At 65.0% G+C, this 25,551-nt stretch carries 19 protein-coding genes; 11 read left to right on the top strand and 8 right to left on the bottom strand.

Features of this window, described 5'->3' with window-relative positions:
- Positions 1-188 precede the first annotated feature (188 nt).
- The 4 genes from BST14_RS30050 to BST14_RS11680 form a co-directional block, all read right to left on the bottom strand.
- Positions 189-356: a hypothetical protein gene (locus BST14_RS30050; protein ID WP_158085866.1), complete on the bottom strand. Its 168-nt coding sequence runs from the start codon at positions 354-356 to the stop codon at positions 189-191.
- A 22-nt stretch (positions 357-378) separates the two neighbouring features.
- Positions 379-2,952 carry an AAA family ATPase gene (locus BST14_RS11685; protein WP_142279371.1) on the bottom strand — a complete coding sequence of 858 codons (2,574 nt, stop codon included), beginning with the start codon at positions 2,950-2,952 and terminating at the stop codon, positions 379-381.
- Complete coding sequence (locus BST14_RS30045) at positions 2,949-3,116, bottom strand: hypothetical protein (protein WP_155725447.1); 168 nt, start codon at positions 3,114-3,116, stop codon at positions 2,949-2,951. The genes BST14_RS11685 and BST14_RS30045 overlap by 4 nt, the downstream gene beginning before the upstream one ends.
- A 98-nt stretch (positions 3,117-3,214) precedes the next feature.
- Complete coding sequence (locus tag BST14_RS11680) at positions 3,215-3,649, bottom strand: hypothetical protein (RefSeq protein ID WP_062896030.1); 435 nt, start codon at positions 3,647-3,649, stop codon at positions 3,215-3,217.
- 1,996 nt (positions 3,650-5,645) lie between these two features.
- Here BST14_RS11680 and BST14_RS11675 point away from each other — a divergent pair.
- Genes BST14_RS11675 through BST14_RS11640 form a run of 8 tightly spaced genes read left to right on the top strand, consistent with a single transcriptional unit; the run spans position 5,646 to position 13,295 of the window.
- Positions 5,646-6,470 carry an SDR family NAD(P)-dependent oxidoreductase gene (locus tag BST14_RS11675; protein ID WP_062896031.1) on the top strand — a complete coding sequence of 275 codons (825 nt, stop codon included), beginning with the start codon at positions 5,646-5,648 and terminating at the stop codon, positions 6,468-6,470.
- A gap of 7 nt (positions 6,471-6,477) precedes the next feature.
- The gene (locus tag BST14_RS11670; protein WP_062896032.1) at positions 6,478-7,335 is read left to right on the top strand and encodes an enoyl-CoA hydratase-related protein; all 858 of its coding nucleotides are present in this window, start codon (positions 6,478-6,480) and stop codon (positions 7,333-7,335) included.
- Positions 7,336-7,366: 31 nt separating this feature from the next.
- A complete protein-coding gene (locus BST14_RS11665; protein WP_062896033.1) occupies positions 7,367-8,350 on the top strand; it encodes a DUF7064 domain-containing protein in 984 nt (327 codons plus the stop codon).
- 2 nt (positions 8,351-8,352) lie between these two features.
- On the top strand, positions 8,353-9,900 hold the full coding sequence (locus BST14_RS11660) for an AMP-binding protein (protein WP_083064638.1): 1,548 nt from the start codon (positions 8,353-8,355) through the stop codon (positions 9,898-9,900).
- On the top strand, positions 9,893-11,032 hold the full coding sequence (locus BST14_RS11655) for an acyl-CoA dehydrogenase family protein (protein ID WP_083064637.1): 1,140 nt from the start codon (positions 9,893-9,895) through the stop codon (positions 11,030-11,032). Before BST14_RS11660 ends, BST14_RS11655 begins: the two co-directional genes overlap by 8 nt.
- A gap of 29 nt (positions 11,033-11,061) precedes the next feature.
- Positions 11,062-11,808, top strand: a complete 747-nt coding sequence (locus tag BST14_RS11650) for an SDR family NAD(P)-dependent oxidoreductase (RefSeq protein WP_245845380.1) — start codon at positions 11,062-11,064, stop codon at positions 11,806-11,808.
- 25 nt (positions 11,809-11,833) lie between these two features.
- Positions 11,834-12,874 carry a phosphotransferase family protein gene (locus BST14_RS11645; RefSeq protein ID WP_062896037.1) on the top strand — a complete coding sequence of 347 codons (1,041 nt, stop codon included), beginning with the start codon at positions 11,834-11,836 and terminating at the stop codon, positions 12,872-12,874.
- A gap of 1 nt (position 12,875) precedes the next feature.
- The gene (locus BST14_RS11640) at positions 12,876-13,295 is read left to right on the top strand and encodes a hypothetical protein (RefSeq protein WP_062896038.1); all 420 of its coding nucleotides are present in this window, start codon (positions 12,876-12,878) and stop codon (positions 13,293-13,295) included.
- 212 nt (positions 13,296-13,507) lie between these two features.
- On the opposite strand, the gene BST14_RS11635 is transcribed toward BST14_RS11640, so the two are convergent.
- Positions 13,508-14,746, bottom strand: coding sequence for a TetR/AcrR family transcriptional regulator (locus BST14_RS11635; protein WP_083064641.1), 1,239 nt, complete (start codon positions 14,744-14,746; stop codon positions 13,508-13,510).
- Between the two features lie 279 nt (positions 14,747-15,025).
- On the opposite strand from BST14_RS11635, the gene BST14_RS11630 reads away from it, so the two are divergent.
- Positions 15,026-16,873: an acyl-CoA dehydrogenase gene (locus BST14_RS11630; RefSeq protein ID WP_062896103.1), complete on the top strand. Its 1,848-nt coding sequence runs from the start codon at positions 15,026-15,028 to the stop codon at positions 16,871-16,873.
- Positions 16,874-16,944: 71 nt separating this feature from the next.
- Here BST14_RS11630 and BST14_RS11625 read toward each other — a convergent pair whose 3' ends face one another.
- Complete coding sequence (locus BST14_RS11625) at positions 16,945-19,044, bottom strand: acetate--CoA ligase family protein (RefSeq protein WP_083064635.1); 2,100 nt, start codon at positions 19,042-19,044, stop codon at positions 16,945-16,947.
- A 38-nt stretch (positions 19,045-19,082) separates the two neighbouring features.
- On the opposite strand from BST14_RS11625, the gene BST14_RS11620 reads away from it, so the two are divergent.
- The gene (locus BST14_RS11620; RefSeq protein WP_245845379.1) at positions 19,083-20,108 is read left to right on the top strand and encodes an alpha/beta hydrolase; all 1,026 of its coding nucleotides are present in this window, start codon (positions 19,083-19,085) and stop codon (positions 20,106-20,108) included.
- A gap of 220 nt (positions 20,109-20,328) precedes the next feature.
- Here the strand turns inward: BST14_RS11620 and BST14_RS11615 are convergent, their stop codons facing one another.
- Positions 20,329-21,534 carry an acyl-CoA dehydrogenase family protein gene (locus tag BST14_RS11615; RefSeq protein WP_083064634.1) on the bottom strand — a complete coding sequence of 402 codons (1,206 nt, stop codon included), beginning with the start codon at positions 21,532-21,534 and terminating at the stop codon, positions 20,329-20,331.
- 205 nt (positions 21,535-21,739) lie between these two features.
- Between BST14_RS11615 and BST14_RS11610 the strand changes: the two genes are divergently transcribed.
- The gene (locus tag BST14_RS11610; RefSeq protein ID WP_083064633.1) at positions 21,740-23,287 is read left to right on the top strand and encodes an acyl-CoA synthetase; all 1,548 of its coding nucleotides are present in this window, start codon (positions 21,740-21,742) and stop codon (positions 23,285-23,287) included.
- 92 nt (positions 23,288-23,379) lie between these two features.
- On the opposite strand, the gene BST14_RS11605 is transcribed toward BST14_RS11610, so the two are convergent.
- Positions 23,380-25,548, bottom strand: coding sequence for a 3-hydroxyacyl-CoA dehydrogenase NAD-binding domain-containing protein (locus BST14_RS11605; protein WP_083064632.1), 2,169 nt, complete (start codon positions 25,546-25,548; stop codon positions 23,380-23,382).
- Between the last annotated feature and the right edge of the window lie 3 nt (positions 25,549-25,551).

Here is a 25,551-nt window from a genome sequence, read left to right as displayed (position 1 = left end):
CCTCCCAGACAGCGAGGATGCGGGCGTTGGTGGTGGGGTCGGGCAGGTCGCGCACGGCGTGAGCGAATTTGATGGCCGACAGGCGGCTCATGGTGCCGGCCTTGGTGCCGCCGGTCGGCCCGGGTGGTGAGGTATCCGGTGATGGCGGCGGGGTCGGCAGGCAGTGATGCGGTGTTGGTGGTGCCGCATCAGGTGGTGAATTCCGCCCAGTCGGAGCGGTAGCCGCGCACGGTGTTGGCGGCGCGGGCGGCTTGGACGTAGCGGGTCTCCGCCTCGGTCAGGGCTGCCTCGGCGGCGACCATCGTCGCGTCCGTGACATCAAGGGCATCTGCTGCGAGCCGGCACGCGGGGATCACCCCTCGGGGCCACCCGGCTGGCTCACTTGATCAGTCCGCCAGGCCAGTGCTTCTGGTGAGTCTTGTTGATATGGCGGAGGTTGCCGAAGATGACTTTGAGTTCGGTGGTGGAGGGCACATCGTCGTCGTGGCTGCCGGGGTTGAGGACTTTAGGCAGCGTCTTCCACTGCCCCTTCTCCGAATTACCTTCGACGACAAAGGGATATAGCAGGGTAAGGAGATCGCCGAGTTGGGTGGCTTTGGCCTCGACATCGGTGATGGTGGTGGGAGTGCCCGCGTCGGTGAGGCCGGTGGCGATGATTTGTTTGGCGAGTCGTTCGGCCGCTGAGCGCATGGTGTTGCATGCCGAACGGCGGCCCTTTGCTGTGGGGGCGTGCAGACTTTCTTCGGCCTCGAGCATCAGCTGTCCGAAGGTGTCGGTGGTCTGGGTGGCCTCGGTACCAGCGCGAATGTCGATGAGGTCGAGTTTGTAGGCCAGGAAGTCTGCACCGCCGTGGTTGGTGTTGGACCATTCGGCGAGCTTGCTGTCGAACGTGGTCAAGATGACCTGCGTGCCCGCTGCGAGCAGGGCGCCCAGGGTGTATTGGACGAAGGTCAGTCGATGGCCGGCGTCGCTGCCGGGAATAGGGTCGTCGAGGACGACGACTGGGGCGCCGAGCAGTTCGGTGCGCGCAAGGAAGATAGACAGGCCGAGGGCGTTGAGCTGCGAATCGCTGTAGACGCCAAGGGCTTCCCGTTCGACGGGGGCGCTGGTGGAATCGACGCGTAGGGCAGCGATTAGGTTGACGAAGAGGGTGCCGGCTGCGCGTCGTTTGATGCCGCCGAACCCGACGAGTTCTTCGGGTCGGATAGTGGACCACCACCTGGTGATGGTGTCGCTCATCTGGGAGAACCGGTCGTCGAGGACTGCCCCGGCGCCGTCGCGGAGGGCTTTTTCGGCGGCGTTGAGACGTCGGATGGTGCGCTGGCGGATGGCTTCGGCGACGACGTCGGTGATCAGTTCCGTTCGTACTGCCACTAGATCGGCCAGTTCGGTCAACCCGCTGATCGTGATGCGTTCGCGGGCGGCGTCTTCGACGGCAGTGCGCAACACCGCGGCGGGTGCCGCATAGTCCTCGCCGGCTTGGCGAAGTCGGCGAGCTGCGCTGTCGATGCCCAGGTAGCGGGCGGCGATCCCGTCGGGGAGTGGTTGGCGTGCGGCCACAGCGTCGCTGGTCGCTTCGACGGCGTGGCGGGCAGCCGCCACGGCCGCGGCCAGGTCTGTGGCGGCTGTGGCGACATGCGCGGCAGCGGCCCGCACCGCGGTCAGTAATGCGACGTCGACCCGCAGGCTGCGCAACGCGTCGGTGGCGGCGACCGTCTGATCGTCGGTCCAGGCCGCCACAGGAGGTGTTGCCGCAGTTGCCGCGGCGGTGAACTGATCGAGTTGGTGGCGCGCGGTGGATAGGCTCTCGGCGGCGGCCTTGGCAACGTCGCCGAGGGTTCGGGTATGGCGCAGATGATCGCGGAGGAGGTCGATCCGGTTGGGGGTCAAAGCGTCGTCCGTGCCACACACCGGACAGGGCACCGTGTGATCGAGTTGGGCATATTCCTCGATGCCGAGGAGAGCGTCGAGGATTGGGGTGAGCCGGGCGGTGTGCTGGTCGAACTCGGCCAAGGCGGTGGTGTAGGGCTCCAGGTCTGGACTGGCGGGTTGATCGTCGCGCAGTTCGGTTACCGCAATCGCCGAGAGCGGGAACGCGCGCTCACGTTGCGCGTCGAGCGCTTCGCTGAGGCCTGCGGCGAGCTCGTCGATGGTCGCGAAGACGGGTTCGACGCCTGCAGCGTCAACCAGAATCGCGCCGCCGGCGGCGCGCAGCGCCTTGTCGACGGCCGTGCGCGCGGCGTCGGTGTCGAGTGGCTTCTTTGTCAAGGCGCTAACGGCGCCTCCGGCCGATGCTGCGGGTGTGGCGGTGAGCGCCTCGACGCGCTGCAATGCTGCGCCGAGTCGCTCGGCTTCCACGCGGGCTCGGGCGGCGCGCACGCGTTCGCGGAAAGAATCCAGGTCGGTCAGTGACAGCAGCGCCTTGAAGTAGCCGACGCGCTGTTTGGGTTCGGTGGATAGGACGTGGCGCAGGATGTGCTGCAGAAGCACTGGGGCGCGGACCGGTGGATCGGCGAGCGAAAAGCCCACTGCATCAAGGTTGTCCGCCTCGATGCCGTCGATGAGCAGACGGCTCTCGCATTCGGTGCCCTGACCAAAGTCGCACAGCAGTTCGCGGCGCACCTGGTGGGTGGTTCCGCTGGCATCGCGCACCACGGCCGCGACGTAGACGTCGGTGTCGGTGTCGGCCAGATGGGCGTTGCGCAGGCTGTCGTTGTACTCGGCCTTGGCGCCACCGAGGAGTTCGCGGCGGCTGCTGCGGCCGCTGATGAGGAATTCGATGGCTTCGGCGAGGCTGGTTTTGCCCTGGCTGTTGCCGGCCTGGATGACCACCAGGCCGGCATCGAGGTCGAGTGTGCGGGGTTCAGTGCCGAAGGCGCGGAACCCGCGGACCTCCAGTGACACCAGGCGTGGCCCGCTGGCGCCGGCGGTTCCGGTGATCGGGGCGGTCACGGCTGCCGCCAGGTCGTGATGACAGCATCCAGGGCGCGATCGAGGTCGTCGTCGGTGGCGGCACCGGCGACGGCCTCGGCCAGGGTGCGAGCGTCGTGGGTTCCGGCAGTGGTGCCGGTCAGCTGATTCAGTAGGGCCTCGAGGTTGGGCAACAGCTCGCTCACCGGGTGCAGAATACGACTTTCACCCGGGATTCCGTGCATCATCCCGGGTAAAAGGACTCCTTCCGCGTACACCGCCGCCAGGAGCGTGGGGTGAAGAGTTAATTAGCGCGTTTGCGGTCGGCACGTTCGGCTGCGCGGCGCTGACGGCGGCTGAGCATGACCTCGTGCTGGCCGGCTTGGTGCAGTGGGTACGCGGCGCTTGTCGCGACAGACTCCAATTCCGCCACGCGGATTCGCAATCGGTGCAATTCCTCAGCGTCGCGGCGCAGACGGGCCAGTTCCCGCTCGCGCTGATTGGCCGCTTCGACGTCGCTGCGTAGATGCTTGCGAAGCGTCTCGACCTCGTCGCGGGCCTGCCGATACGCCGGGTCTTCCAACAAGGCTTGGTGGAGCTGTACCGAGGCCGCGAATTGCTCCATCGCGGACCGCAACCCGTCGCCAAGCTCGCCTGCGTCGTAGCGGTGTATTAGGTGCTGTAGGAGGATTTTGCACTGGTAGTCCGAGCTCAGGAATAGACGCGCCAAGGTGTCCATGGAGGGCAGCGCTAGGCGCGCATCAGAGTCGGGGCGATGCGCGCGAGGCACCTCGACGACGCGCACCGCCGCGCCGGAATTGCGGGCTGCGATGCGCTCTGCGGAGGCGTGTCGCCGACAGCGCGGGGAGCACCACAGGGGCCGTCTACCCGGACCCTTGCCCGGCACTTCGAACGACGTACCGCAGCGCGGACACACCCGTTCCGAGGCCGTCCGTGCCTCCAAGGTCACTTTGTCAACGCCCATTACCAGACCACCTTTGAAAACGTCTAGACGAATGTTATTAATCTGAGACCTGAGTGCAAGAGGTGTGATGCTCGGGAATCAATAAAATTAGCAGTACTAAGTGTTGGTTAGTTGGGTGCAATTGAGGGGTCACCTGCCCTGCGCAAAGATGCTTGGACGGTTGACGTTGGCTGGTGTGCCAGGGAAACCGAGATGTTTACTGTGCGGGTGGTTAGGCTCGGCGCGCTGGTGGTTTTTGCGGGCGCTTCCGGCAGACGCCGGTCCGCCGTCTCCTGCCGACCTCGAAACGCGCGAACCCCGCTATCGGCCGCAGCGCAGGGCGCTCGGAAGACGGCGCAGCGGTCGTGGCATGGACCACAAAACGGCCACGTGGAGTCGAATGGGTCTTGTCTCCGTCTTTGTGTCGGCGAGGCCTACGCCGAGAACGTCTAACTAATGCGGGTAGGCGACGTCAAAGTGAGGTTGGTCTGCGCCAGTCGTCGCTGACGATTCCGTGCAGCACCGATGGCGGCACGGGTTCCAGCGCAACCAAAGCTTGCGTCAACGTCTGCTCCGTCAGGGGGCAGACTACCGAACCTCCGGGTCGAATGGGGGTACAGCTTGCCCGACACGCGGCGCGCGATGACGTGGAGGTGTCAAACTTGCCCCATTCTGTTTCTTGGCCGCTGAAACGCGGGCGGGCACCAGGCTGGTTATGTGTGGCGGGGATGTGGCGCGCTGTGGCGGCTGATCCGAGATGGGGCGCCACGTCGGTGTCCAGCCTGAGCAGTGATGGCGGCATATTGGCGCGAGATGTCGACGGCTGGAGAGGAGCGCAATTGGCTCGCGGAGCGGCAGGCCGCACGGGCGCCGCAGCCGCCGGACCGACCGGAGGCTTGAATCATCGTCCGGCATGCTGACCAAATACGGGAGTCTTCGGGTATAGCGCAACCTCTTGGTCTGGTGCCTAGCTCAGGCCCAACAGACGGATGCGGTCATCGCCCGCAGCCCCCCCGCAGAACACCTTCAGATAACCAGTGCTCGTCACTGAGGGGGCCGACAGTCGAGGGTCAAGCCGGCATGGCACCCAGGCGCAGAAACACCCGTGCGCGAATCCGCCAGCAGCGGTTCGAACTTGGGCAACACCCCATCCGCCGGCGGCGAGGTCGGCATGGCAGGCCGTGGGCGCCAACCCTGAGCCGCACGGGCACGGGTCGTTGGGGCCAGGGCCAACATTTGGTGGGCAGGATCGGAGAACTACTGGTGTCTGTGGGGCAAACGGTCTAACGGGCATCGATGCAAGTATCCAACGGCGGGGGCGAGTTCCACCACGGCGAGTCAGCAAGCCAAATCGCCGGCATCGCTCGCTGGCACAGAATCCGACGCTCTTGCGACCCCGCCGCCCCGACCGAAATGTCGCGCATTCAGGCCATCTTTGCGATTAAGAATTACGGTGTCCTGCGACATCACACGACGCTTCGTTGACCGATTGAACCGACGACTGCCGCTGGCAGGGCCACCGCCTACCTGCATTCAGCGAGCCGCGCTGTTGTCGGTCAAACAATTGGGTCTCCAGGCTATGGGGATCGGGTCTCCGCCGGCCGGATCTATGCCCCGTCCGATCGGCGGCTCACCCGATCAAAGTATCCACTAGCGCTATACTCAGAATTCACCAATTTAGAATATGACCAGTTCAACATGCCCTTGACGGACATGTGTGTTGAAGTTATGGTTCACAACAACATTAAGGTACGCGCGGGAGGATGCGGTTGTGACGGGACGACTCGGCGGTAAGGTTGCACTGGTTTCAGGGTCGGGGCGGGGCATCGGCCGCGCCGTCGCCGAGAAGCTTGCCGCAGAAGGCGCTCGGGTCGTCGTTAACGATCTCGATGCCGAGCCGGCCAAGGAGGTCGTCGCTGAGATCGAGGCCGCGGGTGGTCAAGCCACCGCATGCGTCGGCAGCGTCACCGCCGAAGATTTCGCCGAGCGCTTCGTCGCCACCGCGGTGGACACCTACGGCGGCCTGGACATCATCGTCAACAACGCCGGTTACACCTGGGACAGCGTCATCCAGAAGATGACCGACCAGCAGTGGAACGACATCATCGACGTGCACCTGACTGCGCCGTTTCGCATCCTGCGCGCTGCACAGCCGGTAATTTCCGGCCTGGCCAAGAAGGAGAAGGCCGAGAACGGGGTGGCCTCGCGGCGGTCCATCGTGAACACCTCGTCCACCTCGGGCATACAGGGCAACCCGGGGCAGGTCAACTACTCCACCGCCAAAGCCGGCCTGATCGGCATGACCAAGACGCTGGCCAAGGAATGGGGCCGGTACAACGTGACGGTCAACGCCATCGCCTACGGCGTGATCAACACCCGGCTGACCGCGATCACCACCGAGGCGAAGACCATCGACGTGGCCGGCCGGGAGATCAAGGTCGGCGTGAACCCGGAGGTGTACGAGGCCGTGACCACCCAGATCGCGCTGGGCCGCGGCGGCAGCGTCGAGGAGGCCGCCGGCGCGGTGTATTTGCTGTGTGCCCCGGAGTCGAGCTACATCACCGCCCAGACGCTGGTGTGCAGCGGCGGAGCCTGACAGCCCCATGAGCGCTCAGCAGCCGACCCGGGCGACGTATGAAGAAATCGACTACCGCTTCGACGACGGTATCGCGGTTATCAGCTTCAACGCGCCGCAGCGCCGAAATGCCTTGCGAAATCAGATGTTGCGCGACCTGTGGCAGGCACTCGACATCGCCGACCGCGACCCGGCAGTGCGCGCCGTCGTACTGACCGGGGCCGGTGACCACTTCTGCGTGGGCGCCGAGCTCACCGGCCCGAACACGCTCATCGACTGTCTCGAAGAAGACCGCGAAGGACATACCCCAACCGGTTACCGGGAGCCGGGCGGGCGGGTCAGTGAGCGACTGTTCGACATGAGGACCCCTGTCGTCGCGGCTGTCAACGGAGACGCCGTTGGCGGCGGGGCCTCCATCATGGCCGCCGCCGACGTCCGGATCGCCGGGCAGCGTTCGCGATTCGGATTTGTGTTCACCCGGCGCGGCGTGGTGCCTGAGAGCGCTTCGTCCTGGTTCCTGCCGCGACTGGTGGGGTTGACCCGGGCCACCGACTGGGTGCTGAGTGGACGGGTGTTCGACGCCGCGGAAGCCTACGAGGCCGGGTTGCTGACCCGTGTCGTCGCGCCTGAGGCGGTACTGGACGAGGCCATGGCCTACGCCCGGGTGTTCGTCACTGAGACCTCGCCGACCTCAGTCGCGTTGGCGCGCAGGCTGCTTGGCCGCAGCTGGGGCCATGCGACACCACGTTCGGCTTCTGAGGACGAGTCTCGGGTGTATGCCAGCCGCCTGCGCTCGGCTGATGTCCACGAAGGGGTCATGTCTTTCCTGGAGCGCAGGCCTGCGGTCTTCCCCGCGCTCGACGACCACGCCGCCGAATATTTCTGACCAATAGAGCGACCCGCAGGATCGAGGACTCATGCAAACGTCAGCACCATTCACCGCATGCCAGTACGGCACGGACGCCGAACACACGCACGATCCTGCGGGGATCGCCAACTACAACGAGAGCGTCTACGTCAACTTCGTGGATCCGCTCAGCGAGGTCAGTGCTCTGATGCGCATCGGGAACCGGCCCACCATGGGTTATTCCGAGGCTTCCGTGCAGTTGACGCTGCCCGGCGGTCGGATCGCCCTGCGGGCTGGTCGCGAGGCCAACGAGAGCAACGACAAGTGGTTTACCCAGGGTCTGGAGATCGCACCCAAGGATGCGACCCGGACGTGGGAGGTCAGCTACCGCAACACCGTCGCGCTGATCAGCACGCCGTCGCTGCTGGCCGACCGTGGCCGGCAGGCGCTGAAGAACTCGCCGTCGGTCGAGTGCGAGATCTCGCTGACGTTCGAGGCGTCGGTGCCGCTGTTCACGATCGCCGAGGGTGGGGACTGCACCCCGGGCAGTTCGCAGTTCGCCACCGACCACTACGAGCAGTTCGGTCACGTCAGCGGATCGGTGCGGCTGGGGTCGACGACCTGGCAGATCGAGAAGGCCACCTCCTTCCGGGACCACTCGTGGGGCCCCCGGGAGTGGGCGTCCTACACGGGGGAGTGGCTGGCCGCCTGGCTGGCCGACGGGACCGCGATCACGGCCTACGGCGAGTTCGAGCCTAACGGGGAACGGGTCTCCGGTGGCACGGTCGTCACCCCGGACGGGGTCTTCCACCCGATCCGCGAATACACGGTGTACACCGACTATGCCGGTGAGGCAACGTATTCCGGCCGCAACGCCGGCGTGATCACCGCCGACGGGCTGCCGACGATGGTCCTGGACGGCAGCATCAACCATTTCGTCCCGGTCACCCAGCGTACGGCCGACCGCGCCGCCCGCATGGGCCAGATGTCGGTGCGCTACGCCAACGGGCAGGGCGGCTGGGGCATCGCAGAATTCCTGCGTCCGATCAAGTAGCGATGTATACCCGACATCACGCTCGCGAGAATCCCGACCGTGCCGCGGTGATCATGGCGGGCAGCCGCGAAACATTCACCTATCGGCAGCTGGACGAACGCGCCAACCGCGTCGCCAACTACTTCCGGGCTATCGGATTGCGGCGAACCGACCACATCGCGATCTTCACCGAGAATCACCTCGAAATGATCGTGACCATGGCGGCCGCCGAACGGTGCGGGCTGTACTACACCCCGATCAACTCGTTCCTTTCCGTCGAGGAAGCCTCCTATATCGTCAACGACTGCGGCGCCAGACTGATGGTCACGTCCGCGGCGAAATTCGATGTGGCAGGCCAACTCCCGGCTCGCTGCCCGAAGGTTGAGCACTGGCTCATCATCGGTATGACGGCGCCACCGCAGCCGTTCGAGAACTTCGCCGCGGTCATAGAACGGTATCCGTCGACCCCTGGTGACGACGAACGGCTCGGCACGCCGATGTTCTACTCCTCGGGCACCACCGGGAAACCTAAGGCGGTCAAGCGTCAGCTGCCCGATGTGCCCCCAGAGGAGCAGCTCGGCATCGAGGAGATGGGCAAGCGCCTGTTCCGCATGCGCGAGGGAATGACGTTCCTGTCCACTGCGCCGCTGTATCACTCGGGGCCACAGTCCAGCGTCTCTATCGGTCTGCGGCTGGGCGCCACTCACATCGTGATGGAGCGTTTCGACACCGAGGGATTCCTGGCTCTGATCGAGGAGTTCGGAGTCACCCATACCATGGTGGTGCCGACTATGTTCTCCCGAATTCTCAAGCTGCCGAAAGAGATTCGCGATAAGTACGACTATTCCTCACTCGAGGCCGTGGTCCACGGCGCCGCACCGTGCCCGCAGCAGGTCAAGCAGGACATGCTGGACTGGTGGGGCCCGGTGATCTACGAGTACTACGGCGGGACGGAGGCCAACGGCACCTGTGGATGCAGCCCCGAGGATTGGCTTGCCAACCCGGGCACGGTCGGCAAGGCGTTCTTCGGTGAGATCGTGATCCGCGACGACTACGGGAACGAGCTGCCGCCCGGGGTTCCGGGAACGATCTGGTTCCGCGGCGGCAACAGCTCGTTTGAGTACCTCAATGACCCGGAAAAGACTGCCGAAGCCCAGGATTCAACCGGCACTATGTCGAGAATCGGCGATATCGGATACCTCAACGAGGAAGGGTATCTGTTCCTCACCGACCGGCAGGCCTTCGTCATTATCTCCGGCGGGGTGAACATCTACCCACAGGAGATCGAGAACCTGCTGATCACCCACCCCGACGTGATGGATGCGGCGGTCTTCGGGGTTCCCGACGAGGATTTCGGCGAGGCGGTCAAGGCCGTCATCCAGCCGGCCGATTCCAACGGCGGCAACTCCGAACTCGCGCAACGGCTACGCGAGTTCTGCCTGGAGAACCTGGCCAGGTTTAAGTGCCCCAAGTCGTTTGACTTCATCGACGAGATGCCCCGGCTGCCGACCGGCAAGCTGTCCAAGCGCCAGCTGCGAGACCGGTATTGGAAGGACGAAGCGCGTGCGTAGAACGCTCTACACCGAGGAGCATCAGGCATTTCGGAAGGCGTTCCGCGCGTTCATCGATCATGCGGCCGTGCCGCATGTCGACGCCTGGGAGGAGGCCGGGACCGTCGACCGTGACTTCATCCGCGCAGCCGGTGAAAAAGGGTTTCTGGGCTTTGAATTCGGCTCCGAATACGGTGGCCTGGGCATCGAGGACTTCCGCTACAACGCGACGATGTCCGAGGAGATCGTCGCGTCCGGGATGGCGGGTGACCTGTTTTCGATGCAGAACGACATCATCGTGCCGTACCTGCGCGATCTGACCACCGCCGAACAGCAGCAGCGATGGCTGCCGGCCTTCACCCGCGGCGAGTGTGTGACGGCGCTCGGCATGACCGAGCCCGGCGCCGGCTCCGACCTGGCGGCCATCAAGACCAGCGCCCGCCGTGATGGTGACCAGGTGGTGCTCAACGGACAGAAGACGTTCATCACCAGCGGCGCCACGTGTGATCTGGCGATCGTGCTGGTGCGCACCGGTGAACGTGACGGCCGCGGAACCACTCTCGTCGCCGTCGAGAAAGGAACTCCCGGGTTCGAGCGGGGCCAGCCTATGCACAAGATCGGCCGCAAGGCGCAGGACACCGCGGAACTGTTCTTCGACGACTGCGGGGTGCCGGTGTCGAATATCATCGGCGAGCCCGGACGCGGATTCGGTTCGGCAATCGCGAACCTGCCGCGGGAGCGGCTCTCGATCGCGGTGACCGCAATGGCCTCGGCCCGGCACGCGTTGGACTTGGGTCTTGGTCACACCCGCCAGCGCCATGCGTTCGGCGCACCGCTGGCCCAGCTACAGTCGGTACGGATGCAGCTCGCGGAGATGCATACCGACATTGCGGTCCTTCAGGAGTACGTCGACCGTTGTGTGCTCGCGCTTAACGACGGGGAGCTGACCGCGGCCGAGGCGGCCGGCGCGAAGTACAAGGCGACCGAGCTGCAGTGGGAGGTTTTGGACCGCGTGCTGCAGCTATTCGGCGGTTACGGCTATATGGAGGAATATCCGATCGCCCGGATGTGGCGCGATGCGCGCATCCAGCGGATCTATGGCGGCGCGAACGAGGTCATGAAGGACCTCATCGGACGGGCGGTCGTGGGTTGATGTCCGGGGTGTACACGCGGGTGGCATTGGTGACCGGCAGTTCCCGCGGCGTGGGGCGCGGTATCGCGCTGCGACTGGCCGCCGACGGCGCCGCCGTAGCGGTCAACTACCGCCGCGACGCCGACGCCGCCGCCGAGGTGGTCTCCCAGATCGTCGCCGCCGGAGGCAAGGCCAAGGCTTATGCCGCGGCGATCGACGACCACGATGCCGTCGACGCGATGGTGGACGCCGTCCAGGCCGACCTCGGCCCGGTTGACCTGCTGATCAGCAATGCCGGCACCGCGAGCAAGGGACAGACCGTCGCCGACACACCCGGCGGCGACTTCCTGTCGTTGTTGCAGGTGCACGCCCTCGGACCAATCCACCTGATTCAGCGAGTGCTACCCGGTATGCGCGCGGCCGGCCGCGGCGACGTGGTGATGATCTCCAGCAGCACCGTGACCGACGCGCCCGAGAATTCCGCCCCGTACACGATGGCCAAAGCCGCGATGGAGATGTGCGTACGTACCCTGGCGCGAGAGGAACGTGTACACGGCATCCGGGCCAACATCGTGGCACCCGGCCTGGTCGAGACCGATATGGGTCGGCGTCTTGTGCGGGCCGCCACCGGCGGCGGCGCGATCGAGGACATTGCGAGCTCGTATCCGTTCGGCCGGGTCTGCACACCCCCCGATATCGGCGGAGCGGTGGCCTTCCTGGTGTCCGCCGACGCCGAATACGTGACCGGCCAAAGAGTCACGGTGGACGGCGGCGGCCGCTCGATCACCGTGGTCTGACCCCGGTGGAGAGGGAACAAACAGGATGAGCGAGACCACAGACTTCCTCGCCGAACTCGCGAGTGTGCTCAGCGCCGAGGTCGCCGGGGGCAGCCCCGTGACACTGGTCGATGTCGACACGCGCAGCGAGGGCCATTCCTGGGAGACCTATCTGATCACCGCGTCCTGGGACGGCGGTGACAGGACGGCCTCCTTCGCCGTCAAGCGGGAACCGGTGAGTGGGATCGTCGGCAGCTACGACGTAGCGCGCGAGGTCGCCCTGCTGCGCGCCACCGCAGGTCTGGGGCTGCCGGTGCCCGGCGTCACCGCCTACCGCACCGGGCAGCCGGGCAACCGTGGATTCTTCGTCATGGAGCGGCTCGCCGGTGTTGTCCCGATGCCGCACAACGTGACTCGAATGATCGCGAATGCCGACGACCGGTCCGCATTAGGGCGCCGGCTGGCCAGGGAGATGGCCACCCTGCACGCGGCCGCGCCGGCGTCGTTAAACCTTTCCGAGCTGGGTCCGGCACCCGAGCCCGGCGACACTGGCCGCGTCGAGAACGATAAGTGGCGCAAGACCTACGATGACGTAGCCAGCATCCGCATCCCGATCCTCGATCTGGCCCTGGCCTGGCTGGATCATCGAGCCGACCAGGTCTCCGGCCGGGTCTCTTTGGTGCACAACGACTTTCGGGTCGGTAACCTGGTAGTGAATCCGGATGACGGTAGCCTCATTGGTGTGCTCGACTGGGAAACGGCACACTTCAGCGATCCAGTGGCCGACCTGGCCTGGTTCTTCCAGCGCACCTCGCGGGGCCGCTCGCCGCTGGCCTGCAAACTCCTGTCTGTTGCCGACTTCCTAGACGAGTACGCCCTCGCTGCCGGTTGGCGACCGAGCCAGGAGAGCCTGACCTGGTGGGCGGTGCAGTCCCTGACCAAGACCGCTATTGGTTGTCTGCAGGCCGTCGCCATCTTCGAGCGCGGGGATCGGCACGAACTTCGTTATGCGAACATGGCGCACAGCGTCTACTACAGCCTCGGCTGGCTCAATCAGATGCTTCGTGATGGGGAATGGGGACTCTGAGATGACGGTTTACGCACTCGATCTGGGCAAGGTGCACGACGCCATCCGCGAGACCTTGGTGGAGCGGGTACTTCCGGCAGTCGAATCTCAAAGCGCCCGAGGAGAATTGCTCGCCGCAGTGGAGATGCTGGATAGCCTGCAAGCGCGGACGGCCTGGGATCGGGCTCCGCTGGGAGCCGCCGCGGCGCGGACCGAGTCGTTGGCTGCGGCACTCGGTCAGACGTCGGAATTTTCCGAACGTGCGCCACAGGACGGCGACCTCGTCGCACTGCGGGCGCTACGCGCGGCGATCGGCCAGAAGCTGGCCATGGCATACGCCGACGGAATCGACCCGAGCATTGCCGCCGCGGTGGCCGAATTCAGTACCGCTGATATCCAGGCCGAGATTTCCCCCGGACTGCGCTTGGGCCTGCCCGGCTAGTTCGTCATCGGTGGCGATAATGGTTCAAATGGGGCGTACCACCACCATTCGCGCGTTCATCGAGGGGCTTCAGGACACGGCGGCACATCGAGTGGGGTTGTGTGTTGTTGGGCAGGCCAGCGATCGTCCGTGTAGTGGTTGCCTGCACTGCCGGTGACTGTGTGCCGTTGGGACTACGACAAGTTTGGGCGTTTATACGCAACGCGGACTGGTCAGCCCGGAACCAAACCGGGCGGCAGCACCATCGACCGGACCAACGCGTTGAGTTCCTCGGCGAGCATCGGTCGCTGCCGAAGACGGGGATTCTGCATCACATCGGTGACCACTCCGATGGCGGCCTGGGCCAGTGCGCGGGCATCAGCGGTGGACAATTCATCGGAAAGTGATTCGATCGCCTCGACCCACTCGGCCACATATTCGCGTTGCGCGTTGCGCAACGATTGTTGTTCGGCCTCAGGCAGATACAACAGATCGGCGGCGAGGATGTGCATGATCCGGCCGTTTGGCCCCAGTGCCTGACGGATGTAGGTCTCGATGAGCGCGTCCAGTGTCTGTTCGGGAGTGGATGCGTAGGCGAGTGCATCGTCGGTCACATAGAGCAGGCCTTCGACGCCGCGTATCAGGACTGCCCGCAGCACCTCGGTCTTGCTGGCCATATGCTGATACAAAGTGGCTGTCGACATTTCCGAGGCCTTGGCGATGTCGTCGATGTGGACGTTGTAGAAGCCACGTTCGTTGAACAACCTTGCGGCAGCGTCGATGACCCGTTCCCGGCGCCCGGCCGGCTGACGGTAGGCAGAGGCCGATTCCGGTTTCGGCTGGGGTTCGCCGTGGGGTAGGGGGCATTGAATGACAGCCCAGGCCACCGCCGTCTGGATCTCTTGTAGCCGGTCGGCGGACAATGTTCCGCGGATGTCGGGAGTGTTGGAAAACATTGCCAGCACGACGGTCCCGAGAAGCTCTGCGTCGTACTCGCCGATCTCAGGTTTCATCGCGATGATCTGGGCAGCGATCCGGTCCTCGTTCTCGGTGAAGTAGCGGCGAAATACCTCGCGCTCGGCGGGTTCCAGGTGACGTTGTTCGCGCCGCCACAGGGTGGCCTCGTTGCCGATGGCAGTGAGATCCCCGAAGCCGGCGAGCAACAGCTGTAGCCTCTCCGCGGCGGTGGTGCCCTGGTCGTTTGCGACGCTGTGCAATCGCTCGGCCAGCCGAACCTGGGTCATCAGCGCGTGCACCAGGATCTCATGCTTGCCCTTGAAATGCCGATAAACGGCGGGCCCGGTCAACCCGACGGCCGCTCCGATCCGGTCGATGCTGACGTTCTGGTAGCCGAATTCCTGAAAGAGACCGGCGGCGGCACGGGCGACCTGCTCCGTGCGGTGACTACCCTGCGCGGATGAGTGCAGAGTCGCCTTGACGGTCTCCGCACGAGCCGCCGTCGCTCTTGGCATCTCATTCTTTCCCATCGGCCGGGCCATATGCCCAGTTTTGCATTCATGCTGCGAACGGGTGGCCCGCGCCGTTGCCGTAACGATCCGACTGGAAACCCAAGTCAACCAGACCAATCATATTGCGCATTAACTATAGTCTAGATTAACGCTGTATATAACATTATTGATCTTTCTACTCCCCGTATTTAGTATTCACTCATTCGTTCGTCGGGGTGTGCTGACGTTCAGCGATTCGTTTCCGGCCGCCAGGTAGATCGACACAAGGTGAGAGGCAGCGTCATGGGCCATTACAAGAGCAATCTGCGCGACATCGAGTTCAACCTCTTTGAACTGCTCGAACGCGACAAGATCTTCGGGCTCGAGCCGTATCCGGACGTCGACCTCGGCACGGCGAAGTTCATCCTGCGCGAGGTGGACCGGCTGGCGCGTGAAGACCTGGCCGAGTCGTTCGAGGAAGGGGACCGCAACCCGCCGCTCTATGACGCGGCGACGAAGTCTGTGACGGTGACACCCGCCTTCGCGGCCACCTACAAGACCTGGATGGACGCCGAATGGTGGCGGCTGCGCGTGCCGCCCGAGCTCGGGGGCACCAACGCGCCCAGTTCGCTCAATTGGGCGCTGGCGGAGTTCGTTCAGGGAGCCAACCCTGCGCTGTGGACCTACGTCGGCGTACCGACGGCGGCGCGCGTGGTGTGGAAGCACGGCACCGAACGGGACCGCAAGATCGCCCAGTTCGCCATCGACAATCGTTGGGGCGCAACGATGGTGTTGACCGAGCCCGACGCCGGTTCGGACGTGGGTGCCGGACGCACCCGCGCCGTCCCCAATGACGACGGCACCTGGAACATCCACGGGGTCAAGCGGTTCATCACGGCGGGCGAACACGATCTGGCAGACAACATCCTGCACATGGTGCTGGCGCGGCCGGTCGGCGTCGAAGGTGTCGGCGGGCCCGGCACCAAGGGACTGAGCCTGTTCCTGGTGCCGAAGTACCACTTCGATCCGGAGACCGGCGAGCTCACCGGTGAGCGCAACGGAGCCTACGCGACCAACGTCGAGAAGAAGATGGGCTTGAACGTGTCCACCACCTGCGAGCTGACGCTCGGTGAGGACGCACCGGCCAGGGGTTGGCTGCTCGGTGAGGTGCACGACGGCATCACGCAGATGTTCGACGTGATCGAGGATGCCCGGATGATGGTCGGCAGCAAGGCCATCGCCACCCTGTCGAGTGGTTATCTCAATGCCCTGGACTACGCGAAACAGCGGGTCCAGGGCGCCGACCTCGCGCAGAGCTCGGACAAGGCAGGGCCGCGCGTGACGATCACCCACCACCCGGACGTGCGGCGGTCACTGCTCACCCAGAAGGCGTTCGCCGAGGGGCTGCGCTCGCTGATCCTGTACACCGCGTCCTGGCAGGACGAGATCGCGATCAAGGCCGCCGCCGGGGAGGACACCGCGCTCGCCGAGGCCGTCAACGATCTGCTGCTCCCGATCGTCAAGGGCTACGGTTCCGAACGGTCCTGGGTGGTGCTGGGAACCGAGTCGTTGCAGACCTACGGTGGTTCGGGTTACCTGCGCGAATACCCGATCGAACAGTATGTCCGGGATGCCAAGATCGACACGGTGTATGAAGGCACCACCGCGATCCAGGCTCAAGATCTGTTCTTCCGCAAGGTCATTCGCGACCGGGGCCGAGCGCTGACGCATGTGCTGGGTGAGATCAAGATGATGGCGGCGGCAGCGGACGGACCGGCCGAGCTAGCGGTCGAACGGGAATTGCTTGGCAACGCGGTGGCCGATGTGCAGGCGATCGTCGAGAAGATGACGAGCGACCTCGCCGCATCCAAGGACAGTGCCGAGCAGATCTACCGGGTCGGACTCAATGCGACTCGGTTGCTCTACACGCTGGGCGATGTGGTGGTCGCCTGGCTGCTGCTGCGCAGCGCCCAGATTGCCTTGCGTGCACTAGATTCCGATCCTGGTTTGCCCGATGGCCCCTTCTATCAGGGCAAGGTGGGCGCGGCGCGGTTCTTCGTCCGTGAGGTGCTGCCCACCGTCGCGGCTCAGCGCGAGGCGGCCCTGCGGGTGGACAATTTCGTCATGGAGCTCGACGAAGCGGCGTTCTGAACACCGCAGCGCCAACGACAAGGACGCCACGGCCCGGTTCGCACCGGCCGTGGCGTTGTGTGTGGGTGCGCTCAGGCGCCCTCGCGCGCGATGCACAACGCATCCACGGCCACGAGTCCCTCGTCGGTCACCAGAAGCGGGTTGACGTCCAGTGATTCGATCCAGTCGTGGCCCGCGGCGGCGAGATTTCCCAGCCCCACCAGGGTGTCGGCGAGTTGATCGAGATGCCACGGTGCAGCCCCGCGGAAACCGTGCAGCAGGCGCAGGTCCCGGAACTCCTCGATGAGCGATTCGGCGTCGGCCTTGGACAGTGGCGCCGGGCGGCCGCCGACGCGCTTCAGCACCTCGACGAACACGCCACCCAGACCCAGCATCACCATCGGCCCCAGCTCACTGCGCCCGTCGATCCCGATCAACAACTCACCGCGGGATGCGGTCATCGGCTGCACGGCCACCGCAGGAGCCACACCGTGCCGCGCGGCGACATCGCGCATCCGAGCCACCGCATCGGCCAGGCTGTCGGACGAGACATTCAGCGCGACCGCGTCGAGCTCGGTTCGATGCGCCACATCGGCGAGCTTGACTGCATACGGGCCGGGGAATGTTGGGTCACGGACGGTGTCCGCACCGGCGATCACCGCAAAAGGTGCGGTGGGAACGCCGAAACGCGCAAGCAGCGCCATGATTTCGGTGAACGGGAGGAACCGGTTGCCACCGGCATCGGCCACCGGGGCCGACGGGCAGGGGATCGGTGCCGGTGCCTCGACGGCGCCGCGCATCGTCTGACGGTCCCGTACGAAAGTGCCCAGGGTGTGTAGGCCGCGTAGGGTTCCCCGGATTCCGTAGCCGAGCGCGACGGCTGCATCGTCACCGATCACTTCGGCGGCGAAGGCTCCCACTTCACCGGCGCCGGCGGCGATCGCGACCGGCTTACGGTGGCGGCGGGCAGCGGCGGCCACACTATCGATGAGTCGGCGGTACAGCGGGGAGTCGCTCCACATGTTGACGAAAACCACGGCATCCAGCTCGTCTGAGCCGACATACCGCTCGACGATGTCGGTCCAGTGCGTCGCACCGAACCCGGTGGTGTCAAGGGGATTTGGCACCGTGATCCCGGGAATGGTGGACGCGACCCAATCGGCGAGGCTATCCAGCGGCGGCACGGTGAGGCCTTCCTCCTCGGCCACGTCGAACGCCAGCGAGGCGAAGCCACCGGTGCCGGCGACCACACCGATCCGCCGCACCGGGTTCCACACCGCGGGATCGAGCTGGCTGAGCACCGCGAGCCGGTCCACCAGCTCCTCGAGGTCGAACGCCAGCTGGATTCCCACCTGGCGGAACGCGATGTCATATGCCCAGGCGTTCCCGGCCAGTGCTCCAGTGTGGGAGGCCGCCATCTGCTGGGTGCGCGCGTTGCGGGCGAGCTTGACCGCGACGATCGGCTTGCCTGCGGCGAGGCAGCGGCGGGCGGCTGCGAAGAACGCGGCCGGGCGACGGATGCCCTCCACGACCAGACCGATCGCGGTGGTATCCGCGTCGGTGGCAAGGAAATCGAGGTAGTCAGCCATATCGGTGGTGGCCTCGTTACCTGCCGAGATGAGGCGCGAGATCCCGACGCCGGTGCGCGCCCGTGCGGCGATGGCGATCCCGCCGATCATCGCGCCGCTATGCGACACGATCGACACCCCGCCGGGCGCCGGATGGTAATCGGTCGAGGCGGTCAGGTGCAGGCTGCGCCGAACGCTGATGTAACCCAGGCTGTTCGGGCCGATCACGGCCATACCGCCGCGCTTCGCGGCATCGACCAGGCGCTGCTGATACTCCGCGCCCTCATCGCCGAGTTCGGAGAATCCCGCGGCGTAGACGACCATTCCGCCGCAGTCCAGGGCCGCGCACTCCTCGGCGAGCGCCACGGTGCGCTCAGCCGACATCACCGAGAGCACGGCATCGATGGGCCCGGCGATGTCACTGATCGAGCGGTAAGCGGGCACCCCCAGAACCGTCTCGGCGGTCGGGTGAACAAAGTGGACCTCGGCCGCGCTGTTCAGTGTAGGGGCAATGCACTCCGCCACCGGCGACTTATCGCTGAGCCCGACTACGGCGATGACCTTGGGATTCAGCAGCCGATCGAGCTGTCCTGCGCGTGGAGCGTCGCTGGAGACCAAGGTCATCGCTGTTACCCTTCAAACATGATGTGTGAACTTCGATTATGGTAGCGGATCCCAAGATCGGGCAGAACATGCAGGGAAAATCTCCAAAAGTTAGCAGTGAATATGTAGCATTCGATCAGGGCGGCGATGTGGCCGGTCGGTATGTTGAGTTGATCTCGGAGGATCCGATGGCGAGGACCGAGGCGTTGGCGCGCGTCGAGGAGATGTATGTGAACGGCTTCCCGGACGCGGCGGCGGCCACGGTCGACGAACTCCGGAAGGCCTACGACGATCTGCTGCTGCAGTTCGCTCTGCCCGCCGATGTCGAACCCGCAGAGGGCATGGCTGGTGACATTCCCACACTTTCCGTGACCGCTGCCGGTGCCACCCAGGACAAGGTGCTCATCTGGTTCCACGGCGGCGGGTACGTCCTAGGCAGTGCCAAGGGCTTCCAGGAACTAGGCCACGCCCTCTCGCTTGCGTCCGGGCTTACCGTCGTGCTGCCGGATTACCGGCGGGCGCCGGAGAACAAGTTTCCGGCCGCGGTCGAGGACGGTGGCGCTGTCCTCACCGAGCTGCTCTCAACCTACGGCGCGGACAATGTCGCTGTCGGTGGTGACTCCGCCGGCGGCGGACTGACGCTGGCGGCCCTGACCGTCCTGCGTGACCAGTGCATGCCGCTGCCCACGGCAGCGGTGTGCATCTCGCCGCTGCTTGATTTCACCGCAAGTGGCGCCAGCGTCGATCTGTACGATGGCAAAGACGTTGCGGTATCACGTGGTTCGATCGCCAATCTGCGGGAGGCCTATCTGCAGGGCCACGATCCACAGGACCCGCTCGCCTCGCCGTTGTTCGCCGAGCTTGGCGGCCTTCCACCCGCGCTGTTCCTGGTCGGTTCCAACGAGGTGTTGCTTGACGACTCCCTACGCGCCGCCGCCGCTATCACCGCAGCCGGCGGCACCGCAACGGTGTCTGTGTACGAAGACATGGTTCACGTGTGGCCGCTGTTTTCGTCGATTCTTCCGGAGGGCATCCAGGCGGCCGAGGAGGCCGGATCGTTCCTCCGCACGCTCCTCGGCCTCTAGGTAAATCAAGCATCTCGATCGCTGAGCCAGTGCGCCTGCCCAGATGCACTGCTTTTGCGCAGCACGTCATCACGTCGGTGAGAGGTCCAGTGCCTCGTCAGGCGCTGCCGCCGGCTCGGACAACGACGGCGGACCCGGCGATGACCGAACGCTGACGGTTGGCGAATGACGAAGGCGCCCAATCACGAAAGCAATTGGGCGCCTTCCCTTAACGGCGAGGTCAGGCGTCGGACTCGGCCTCGGCGTAGATGGGCAGCAGATCGGTTGCCGCATCGGCCAACCACTTCGGATCCACCAGTAGATGCTGGGTGGCCACCTGCATATCGCGCACATACCGGCCCAGCGTGCTGGCACGGCCGATGCTCTGGCTGCCGCTCCAGCGATGGGCGAAGCCGACGATGGCATCGGCGGACTCATGGCTCCAGGCCAACTGCTGGCGCATCCGGGCCATCTGTTCGGGTGTTCGGGTGTGGCCTTCAGCCACAGTGGCTTCGGCAGACTCGACGAGGTCGTAGAACGCGAGCCGGACGGCATGCAGTAGCGCTTCCATTCGGGCGAACTCGATCTTGAAGATATCGGCCTCGCCGATGGGGCCCCCGTAGTTGGGGCGGAACTTCTTCACGGCCACGGAGGCAAGCAATTGCAGTGCGCGAGTGGCGATGCCGAGCGCCACCGCAACGTGCGGCAGTGGACCGACGAACTCATTGGACAACTTGTACATCGTCTCCGACCGGTAGGGCGTACCGCCGAAGGTGACGATGGTGTGCTCGTCAGGCGCGAATTTCTTATCGACCCGGTAATCATGGCTGCCGGTGGCGCCGAGGCCCCAGACATCCCAGTTCTGTTTGAGGTCGACCTCGGCCTTGGGGAACATGGCCACCCGAGGCTGCGTTTGGCCGTCCTCGCCGAGGATCGGGTTGCCGTCCTCGTCGGCGAGGAAGACTCCGGCGCCGATCCAGCTGGCGTGGTCCGAACCGCTGGCGAAGGCAAAGTTGCCCTCGACGATCAAACCGCCGTCGACCTGCTTGGCCGGGTAGCGCGGGAGCAACTGCCCGGCGATGCGAAAGTCCTCATCCCGGCTCATGAGGTCTTTGGCCACCTCGGGCTTGAGGTAGCCGAGAACCTCGGCGGTCGACCACGAGGTCGCCATGAACGCCCATGCGGTCGACGCGTCTGCCTTGGCCAGCTCTTCGTAAACCCGAAGACCCTCGCTCGGCAGCAGACCTCCGCCGCCGAGTTCAGTCGGGATCAGCATGCGGTGCAGGTTCTGCTCGGCGAGTGCATCGCGAACGGCGTCACTCAGCGTCTGTGCTCGTTCCATGCTCTCGGCCTCAGCCCGGATCAAGGGAGTGATGGCACGTACCCGCTTCAGGTAGTCGGCCAGCGTGGTGCTCGGTGCGGTACCCGCTGTCAGCGTTTCAGTCATCTTCGTACCTTTCTTGCACGGGTTGATGTGGAGCTATCCCCATCGACAGAGTCGTGCCGTTCCGGGCGTCGGCGGCGCAGGATCAGGGTTCGTCTTGAATCGCCCGGTGCGACTAAAAATACCGAAATTAATGCTAATGTCAAGAGGTTAGAATGCAGGCCAGGAGCCTAATTACTCGCCGACATCACTGAAATGAGCACTAACCATGCACCTTACGCAGGCTCTGCACCGTGCTGTCCAGCAGACACCGGATCTGCCGGCCACCGTCTTTGGCGAGCGGGTGCGCACATGGCGCGACAGTGCGGACCGCGCCGCGCGGTTGGCGGCGGCCTTCCGGGCTCTCGGAGTCGAGAGCGGCGATCGGGTAGCGATCCTCGCCCAGAACTGCGACGACTACCACGACGTGCTGTTGGCGGTCCCGTGGGCTGACGCTGTGACCGTGCCGGTCAACACTCGCTGGAGTGCGCGAGAGATCGCGTTCTCTCTCCAGGATTGCGGATCCGTCGTGCTGATCATCGGGGATGCATACCTGGACATGGTGGACGTACTGCGGGACCTGGCTCCCGTCGTGCAGGCCTATATTCATGCCGGCGAGCGGGTCACCCCCGCCGGGGTGCACCGCTTCGAGGACCTCATCGCTGCACATGACCCGATCGAAGACGCGCGGCGGGGCGGGAACGATCTGGCCGCGATCTACTACACCGGCGGTACCACCGGAACGCCAAAGGGGGTGATGCTCAGCCACGCCAACCTCATGACAGCCGCGCTGGGCGCGCTGGCGACCGGACAGTTTCTGGAGCCGAGGGGGCGACTGTTGCACAGTGCGCCAATGTTCCACCTGGCCGACGGGTCCGGCTGGGTCGCGCGCAACGTCATCGGTGGAACCCATGTCATCCTGCCGGGGTTCACCGCGGAGGCGGTGGCAGCGGCCGTCGAGCGGCACCAGATCACCGATATGTTTCTGGCTCCCACCATGATTCAAATGCTGGTCGACTCCTCGGCGGCGCGGGAGCACGACCTGTCCAGCCTCAAACACCTGCTCTACGGCGCCTCACCGATCTCCCAGGCGCTGCTGGAGCGCACCATGCGGTTGCTGCCTGGGACAACCTTGCTACAGGCCTACGGGATGACGGAGCTGTCGCCGACGACGACGGTGCTCACCGCCGCGGATCATCACGATCCGGCGTTGCTGCGGTCAGCGGGGCGGGCCGTGCCGATCGCCGAGGTTAAGGTTGTCGATCCCGATGAGAACGAGGTGCCGTTGGGGACCGTCGGCGAGGTGGTCGCGCGCGGGCCGCACGTGATGCTCGGCTATTGGAATCGGCCCGAGGAGACCGCGCAGGCGCTGCGCGGCGGCTGGATGCACACCGGTGACGGTGGCTATATGGACGATGAGGGCTACCTGTTCATCGTCGACCGACTCAAAGACATGATCGTCTCCGGTGGCGAAAACGTGTATTCGGCCGAGGTCGAAAATGCCCTGGCCCAACACCCCAGCGTGGCGGCCTGCGCCGTGATCGGGGTGCCAGACGCCGAGTGGGGCGAGAGAGTGCACGCGCTAGTCGTACTGCAGAAAGGCACCGAGGCAACCGCTGAGGAACTGCGGGAGCACTGCGGTGCGCTGATCGCGCGGTACAAGGCGCCGCGCAGCGTCGACTTCGTCGATGCGCTGCCGCTCACTCCGGCGGTCAAGGTGGACAAGCGGGCGCTGCGGGAGCAGTTCTGGAACGGAAAATCCCGCTCCGTCTCTTGACCTTCTCCTTATTGAGCCGTCCCGGGCAAGCGGGAGCCTCAGCCAAAACCCGCAAAATTTCGTGGAATTGGAAGTTTTCGCGACTGTTCGCGCTAGGAAAGCGAGGCAGGCGGCAAGAAGCGGTCACCGTATTTGGCGGCCAGCTCGTGGGCCCGGGCCACGAAGCCTTCCTTGCCCCTACCGGCGGCTCCCTCGTAGCCGACGATGTACTGGTGCACACCACCGGTCCAGGCCGGGAAACCGATGCCGAGGATAGACCCGACATTCGCATCAGCACCCGAGGTCAGCACGCCCTCGTCGAAGCACTTCTGGGTCTCCAGTGCCTCGGAGAACAGCATCCGGTCGATCATGTCCTGCAGCGGTATATTGATCATGTCCTGCAGCGGTATAAAGGTGCTGCCCGAATTGAAGGTGTCCTTCAAACCCGACCAGAGGCCGGCGCGCTTGCCCTCGACGTACTCGTAGAAGCCGGCGCCCTTCAGCCGCGACGGACGGCCCAGCTCGATCATCTTCTCGACCACGAGTTCGCCCGGGTGTTGGACGTAGGTCTTGCCCTCACTCACTGCCGCCGCCTCCGAGGCGATCGAAATCTTCTGCAGCAGTTCGAGGTTGAGTTCGTCGAGAAGCTGCAGCGGCGGGGCCGGGTAGCCGGCTTGGCCGCCGGCCTGTTCGATGGACGCGGGCTCAATGCCCTCGCCCAATAAGGCCATCGCTTCGTTGACGAAGGTGCGAATCACCCGGGAGGTGAAAAAGCCGCGGCTGTCGTTGACGACGATCGGGGTCTTCTTGATGTCAAGCGTGTAGTCGAACACCCGCGCCAACGCCTCATCAGAGGTCTTCTCGCCCTTGATGATCTCCACCAGCGGCATCTTGTCGACCGGGGAAAAGAAGTGGATGCCGATGAAGTCCTCTTGGCGCTTCACACCGGTCGCCAGCCCGGTGATGGGCAGGGTGGAGGTGTTGGAGCCCAGCAGCGCGTTGGGCTCGACGATGTCTTCGATCTCGCCGAAGACCGTGTGCTTGAGGTCTTGATCCTCGAAGACGGCCTCGATCACGAAGTCGACACCGGCCAGATCGGCGACGTCGGCAGTGGGGGTGATCCTGGCCAGCAACGCGGCGGACTGTTCCGCGGTGGTCGTACCGCGCTGCAGCGCTTTGGCTTCCACCTTCTCGGAGTACGCCTTGCCCTTCCGGGCGGCCTCGATGGTGACGTCTTTGAGCACGACGTTATAGCCGGCCTTGGCCGAGACGTAGGCGATACCGGCGCCCATGATGCCCGCGCCCAGCACACCAATCTTCTTGATGTCCTGCTTGGCGATGCCCTTGGGCCGATTGCCGCCACCATTGATCGTCTGCGGATCGAGGAAAAACGCCTGGATCATGTTTTTGGAGGTCTGGCCGGTCACCAGGGACACGAAGTAACGGCTCTCGATCCGCGACGCGGTGTCGAAGTCGACCTGTGCGCCCTCGACCGCCGCCGCCAGGATGGCCCGCGGCGCCGGCATTGGCGCGCCCTTGAGCTGCTTGCGCAGCAGGGCGGGGAACGACGGCAGGATCGCGGCCAATCCGGGAGTGGCCGGGCTGCCGCCCGGAATCGTGTAGCCTTTGACATCCCAAGGCTGGGTGTGCGCCTCGGGGTTGGCCTTGATCCAGGCCTTGGCCGCCGGAATCAGTTCGTCCACGCCGCCGACGAGCTGGTCCACCAGCCCGATTTCGGCGGCCTTGGCTGGGTTGAATTTCGTTCCCTGCGACAGGATCTCGTTGAAAGCTGTCTGGATGCCGAACATCCGCACGGTGCGCGTCACGCCGCCGCCACCTGGCAGCAGGCCCAGCGTGACCTCGGGCAGGCCGATGACCACACCGCGCACATCCGCGGCGATGCGGTGATGGGTGGCCAGGGCGATCTCCAGGCCACCGCCGAGTGCGGCGCCGTTGATGGCGGCCACCACCGGCACGCCCAGGGTTTCCAGCCTGCGCAAGTCCGCTTTTGTGGACTCAGCGAGCTCGAACGCCTCGGCGGCGTCATCCGGGCCGAGTTGGATAAGGCCCTTGAGGTCACCGCCGGCGAAGAAGGTCTTCTTCGCGCTGGTGATGGCCACGCCGGTGATCGAATCCTTCTCGGCGGCAAGGCGTTCCACAGCGTTGTGCATCGACTCGCGGTAGTGCTCGTTCATCACGTTGGCCGACCCGGTGGGGTCGTCCAGGGTCAGGGTGACGATGCCGTCGGCGTCCTTATCCCACTGAATGGTGTTCTCTGCCATGGT

It is taken from the genome of Mycobacterium arosiense ATCC BAA-1401 = DSM 45069 (assembly GCF_002086125.1).
GTDB classification, from domain to species: domain Bacteria; phylum Actinomycetota; class Actinomycetes; order Mycobacteriales; family Mycobacteriaceae; genus Mycobacterium; species Mycobacterium arosiense.
Note: the sequence above shows the minus strand (reverse complement) of the source record. Positions and strands in the feature narration are given on the sequence as shown.

Excerpts from the sequence above, each read along its gene's own strand:
- BST14_RS11610 (WP_083064633.1), top strand. The coding sequence starts at position 21,740 with ATGCACCTTACGCAGGCTCTGCACCGTGCTGTCCAGCAGACACCGGAT.
- BST14_RS11625 (WP_083064635.1), bottom strand. The coding sequence starts at position 19,044 with ATGACCTTGGTCTCCAGCGACGCTCCACGCGCAGGACAGCTCGATCGG.
- BST14_RS11660 (WP_083064638.1), top strand. The coding sequence starts at position 8,353 with ATGTATACCCGACATCACGCTCGCGAGAATCCCGACCGTGCCGCGGTG.
- BST14_RS11680 (WP_062896030.1), bottom strand. The coding sequence starts at position 3,649 with ATGGACACCTTGGCGCGTCTATTCCTGAGCTCGGACTACCAGTGCAAA.
- BST14_RS11640 (WP_062896038.1), top strand. The coding sequence starts at position 12,876 with ATGACGGTTTACGCACTCGATCTGGGCAAGGTGCACGACGCCATCCGC.
- BST14_RS11670 (WP_062896032.1), top strand. The coding sequence starts at position 6,478 with ATGAGCGCTCAGCAGCCGACCCGGGCGACGTATGAAGAAATCGACTAC.
- BST14_RS11635 (WP_083064641.1), bottom strand. The coding sequence starts at position 14,746 with ATGCCAAGAGCGACGGCGGCTCGTGCGGAGACCGTCAAGGCGACTCTG.
- BST14_RS11630 (WP_062896103.1), top strand. The coding sequence starts at position 15,026 with ATGGGCCATTACAAGAGCAATCTGCGCGACATCGAGTTCAACCTCTTT.
- BST14_RS11665 (WP_062896033.1), top strand. The coding sequence starts at position 7,367 with ATGCAAACGTCAGCACCATTCACCGCATGCCAGTACGGCACGGACGCC.
- BST14_RS11645 (WP_062896037.1), top strand. The coding sequence starts at position 11,834 with ATGAGCGAGACCACAGACTTCCTCGCCGAACTCGCGAGTGTGCTCAGC.
- BST14_RS11605 (WP_083064632.1), bottom strand. The coding sequence starts at position 25,548 with ATGGCAGAGAACACCATTCAGTGGGATAAGGACGCCGACGGCATCGTC.
- BST14_RS11620 (WP_245845379.1), top strand. The coding sequence starts at position 19,083 with ATGGTAGCGGATCCCAAGATCGGGCAGAACATGCAGGGAAAATCTCCA.
- BST14_RS11615 (WP_083064634.1), bottom strand. The coding sequence starts at position 21,534 with ATGACTGAAACGCTGACAGCGGGTACCGCACCGAGCACCACGCTGGCC.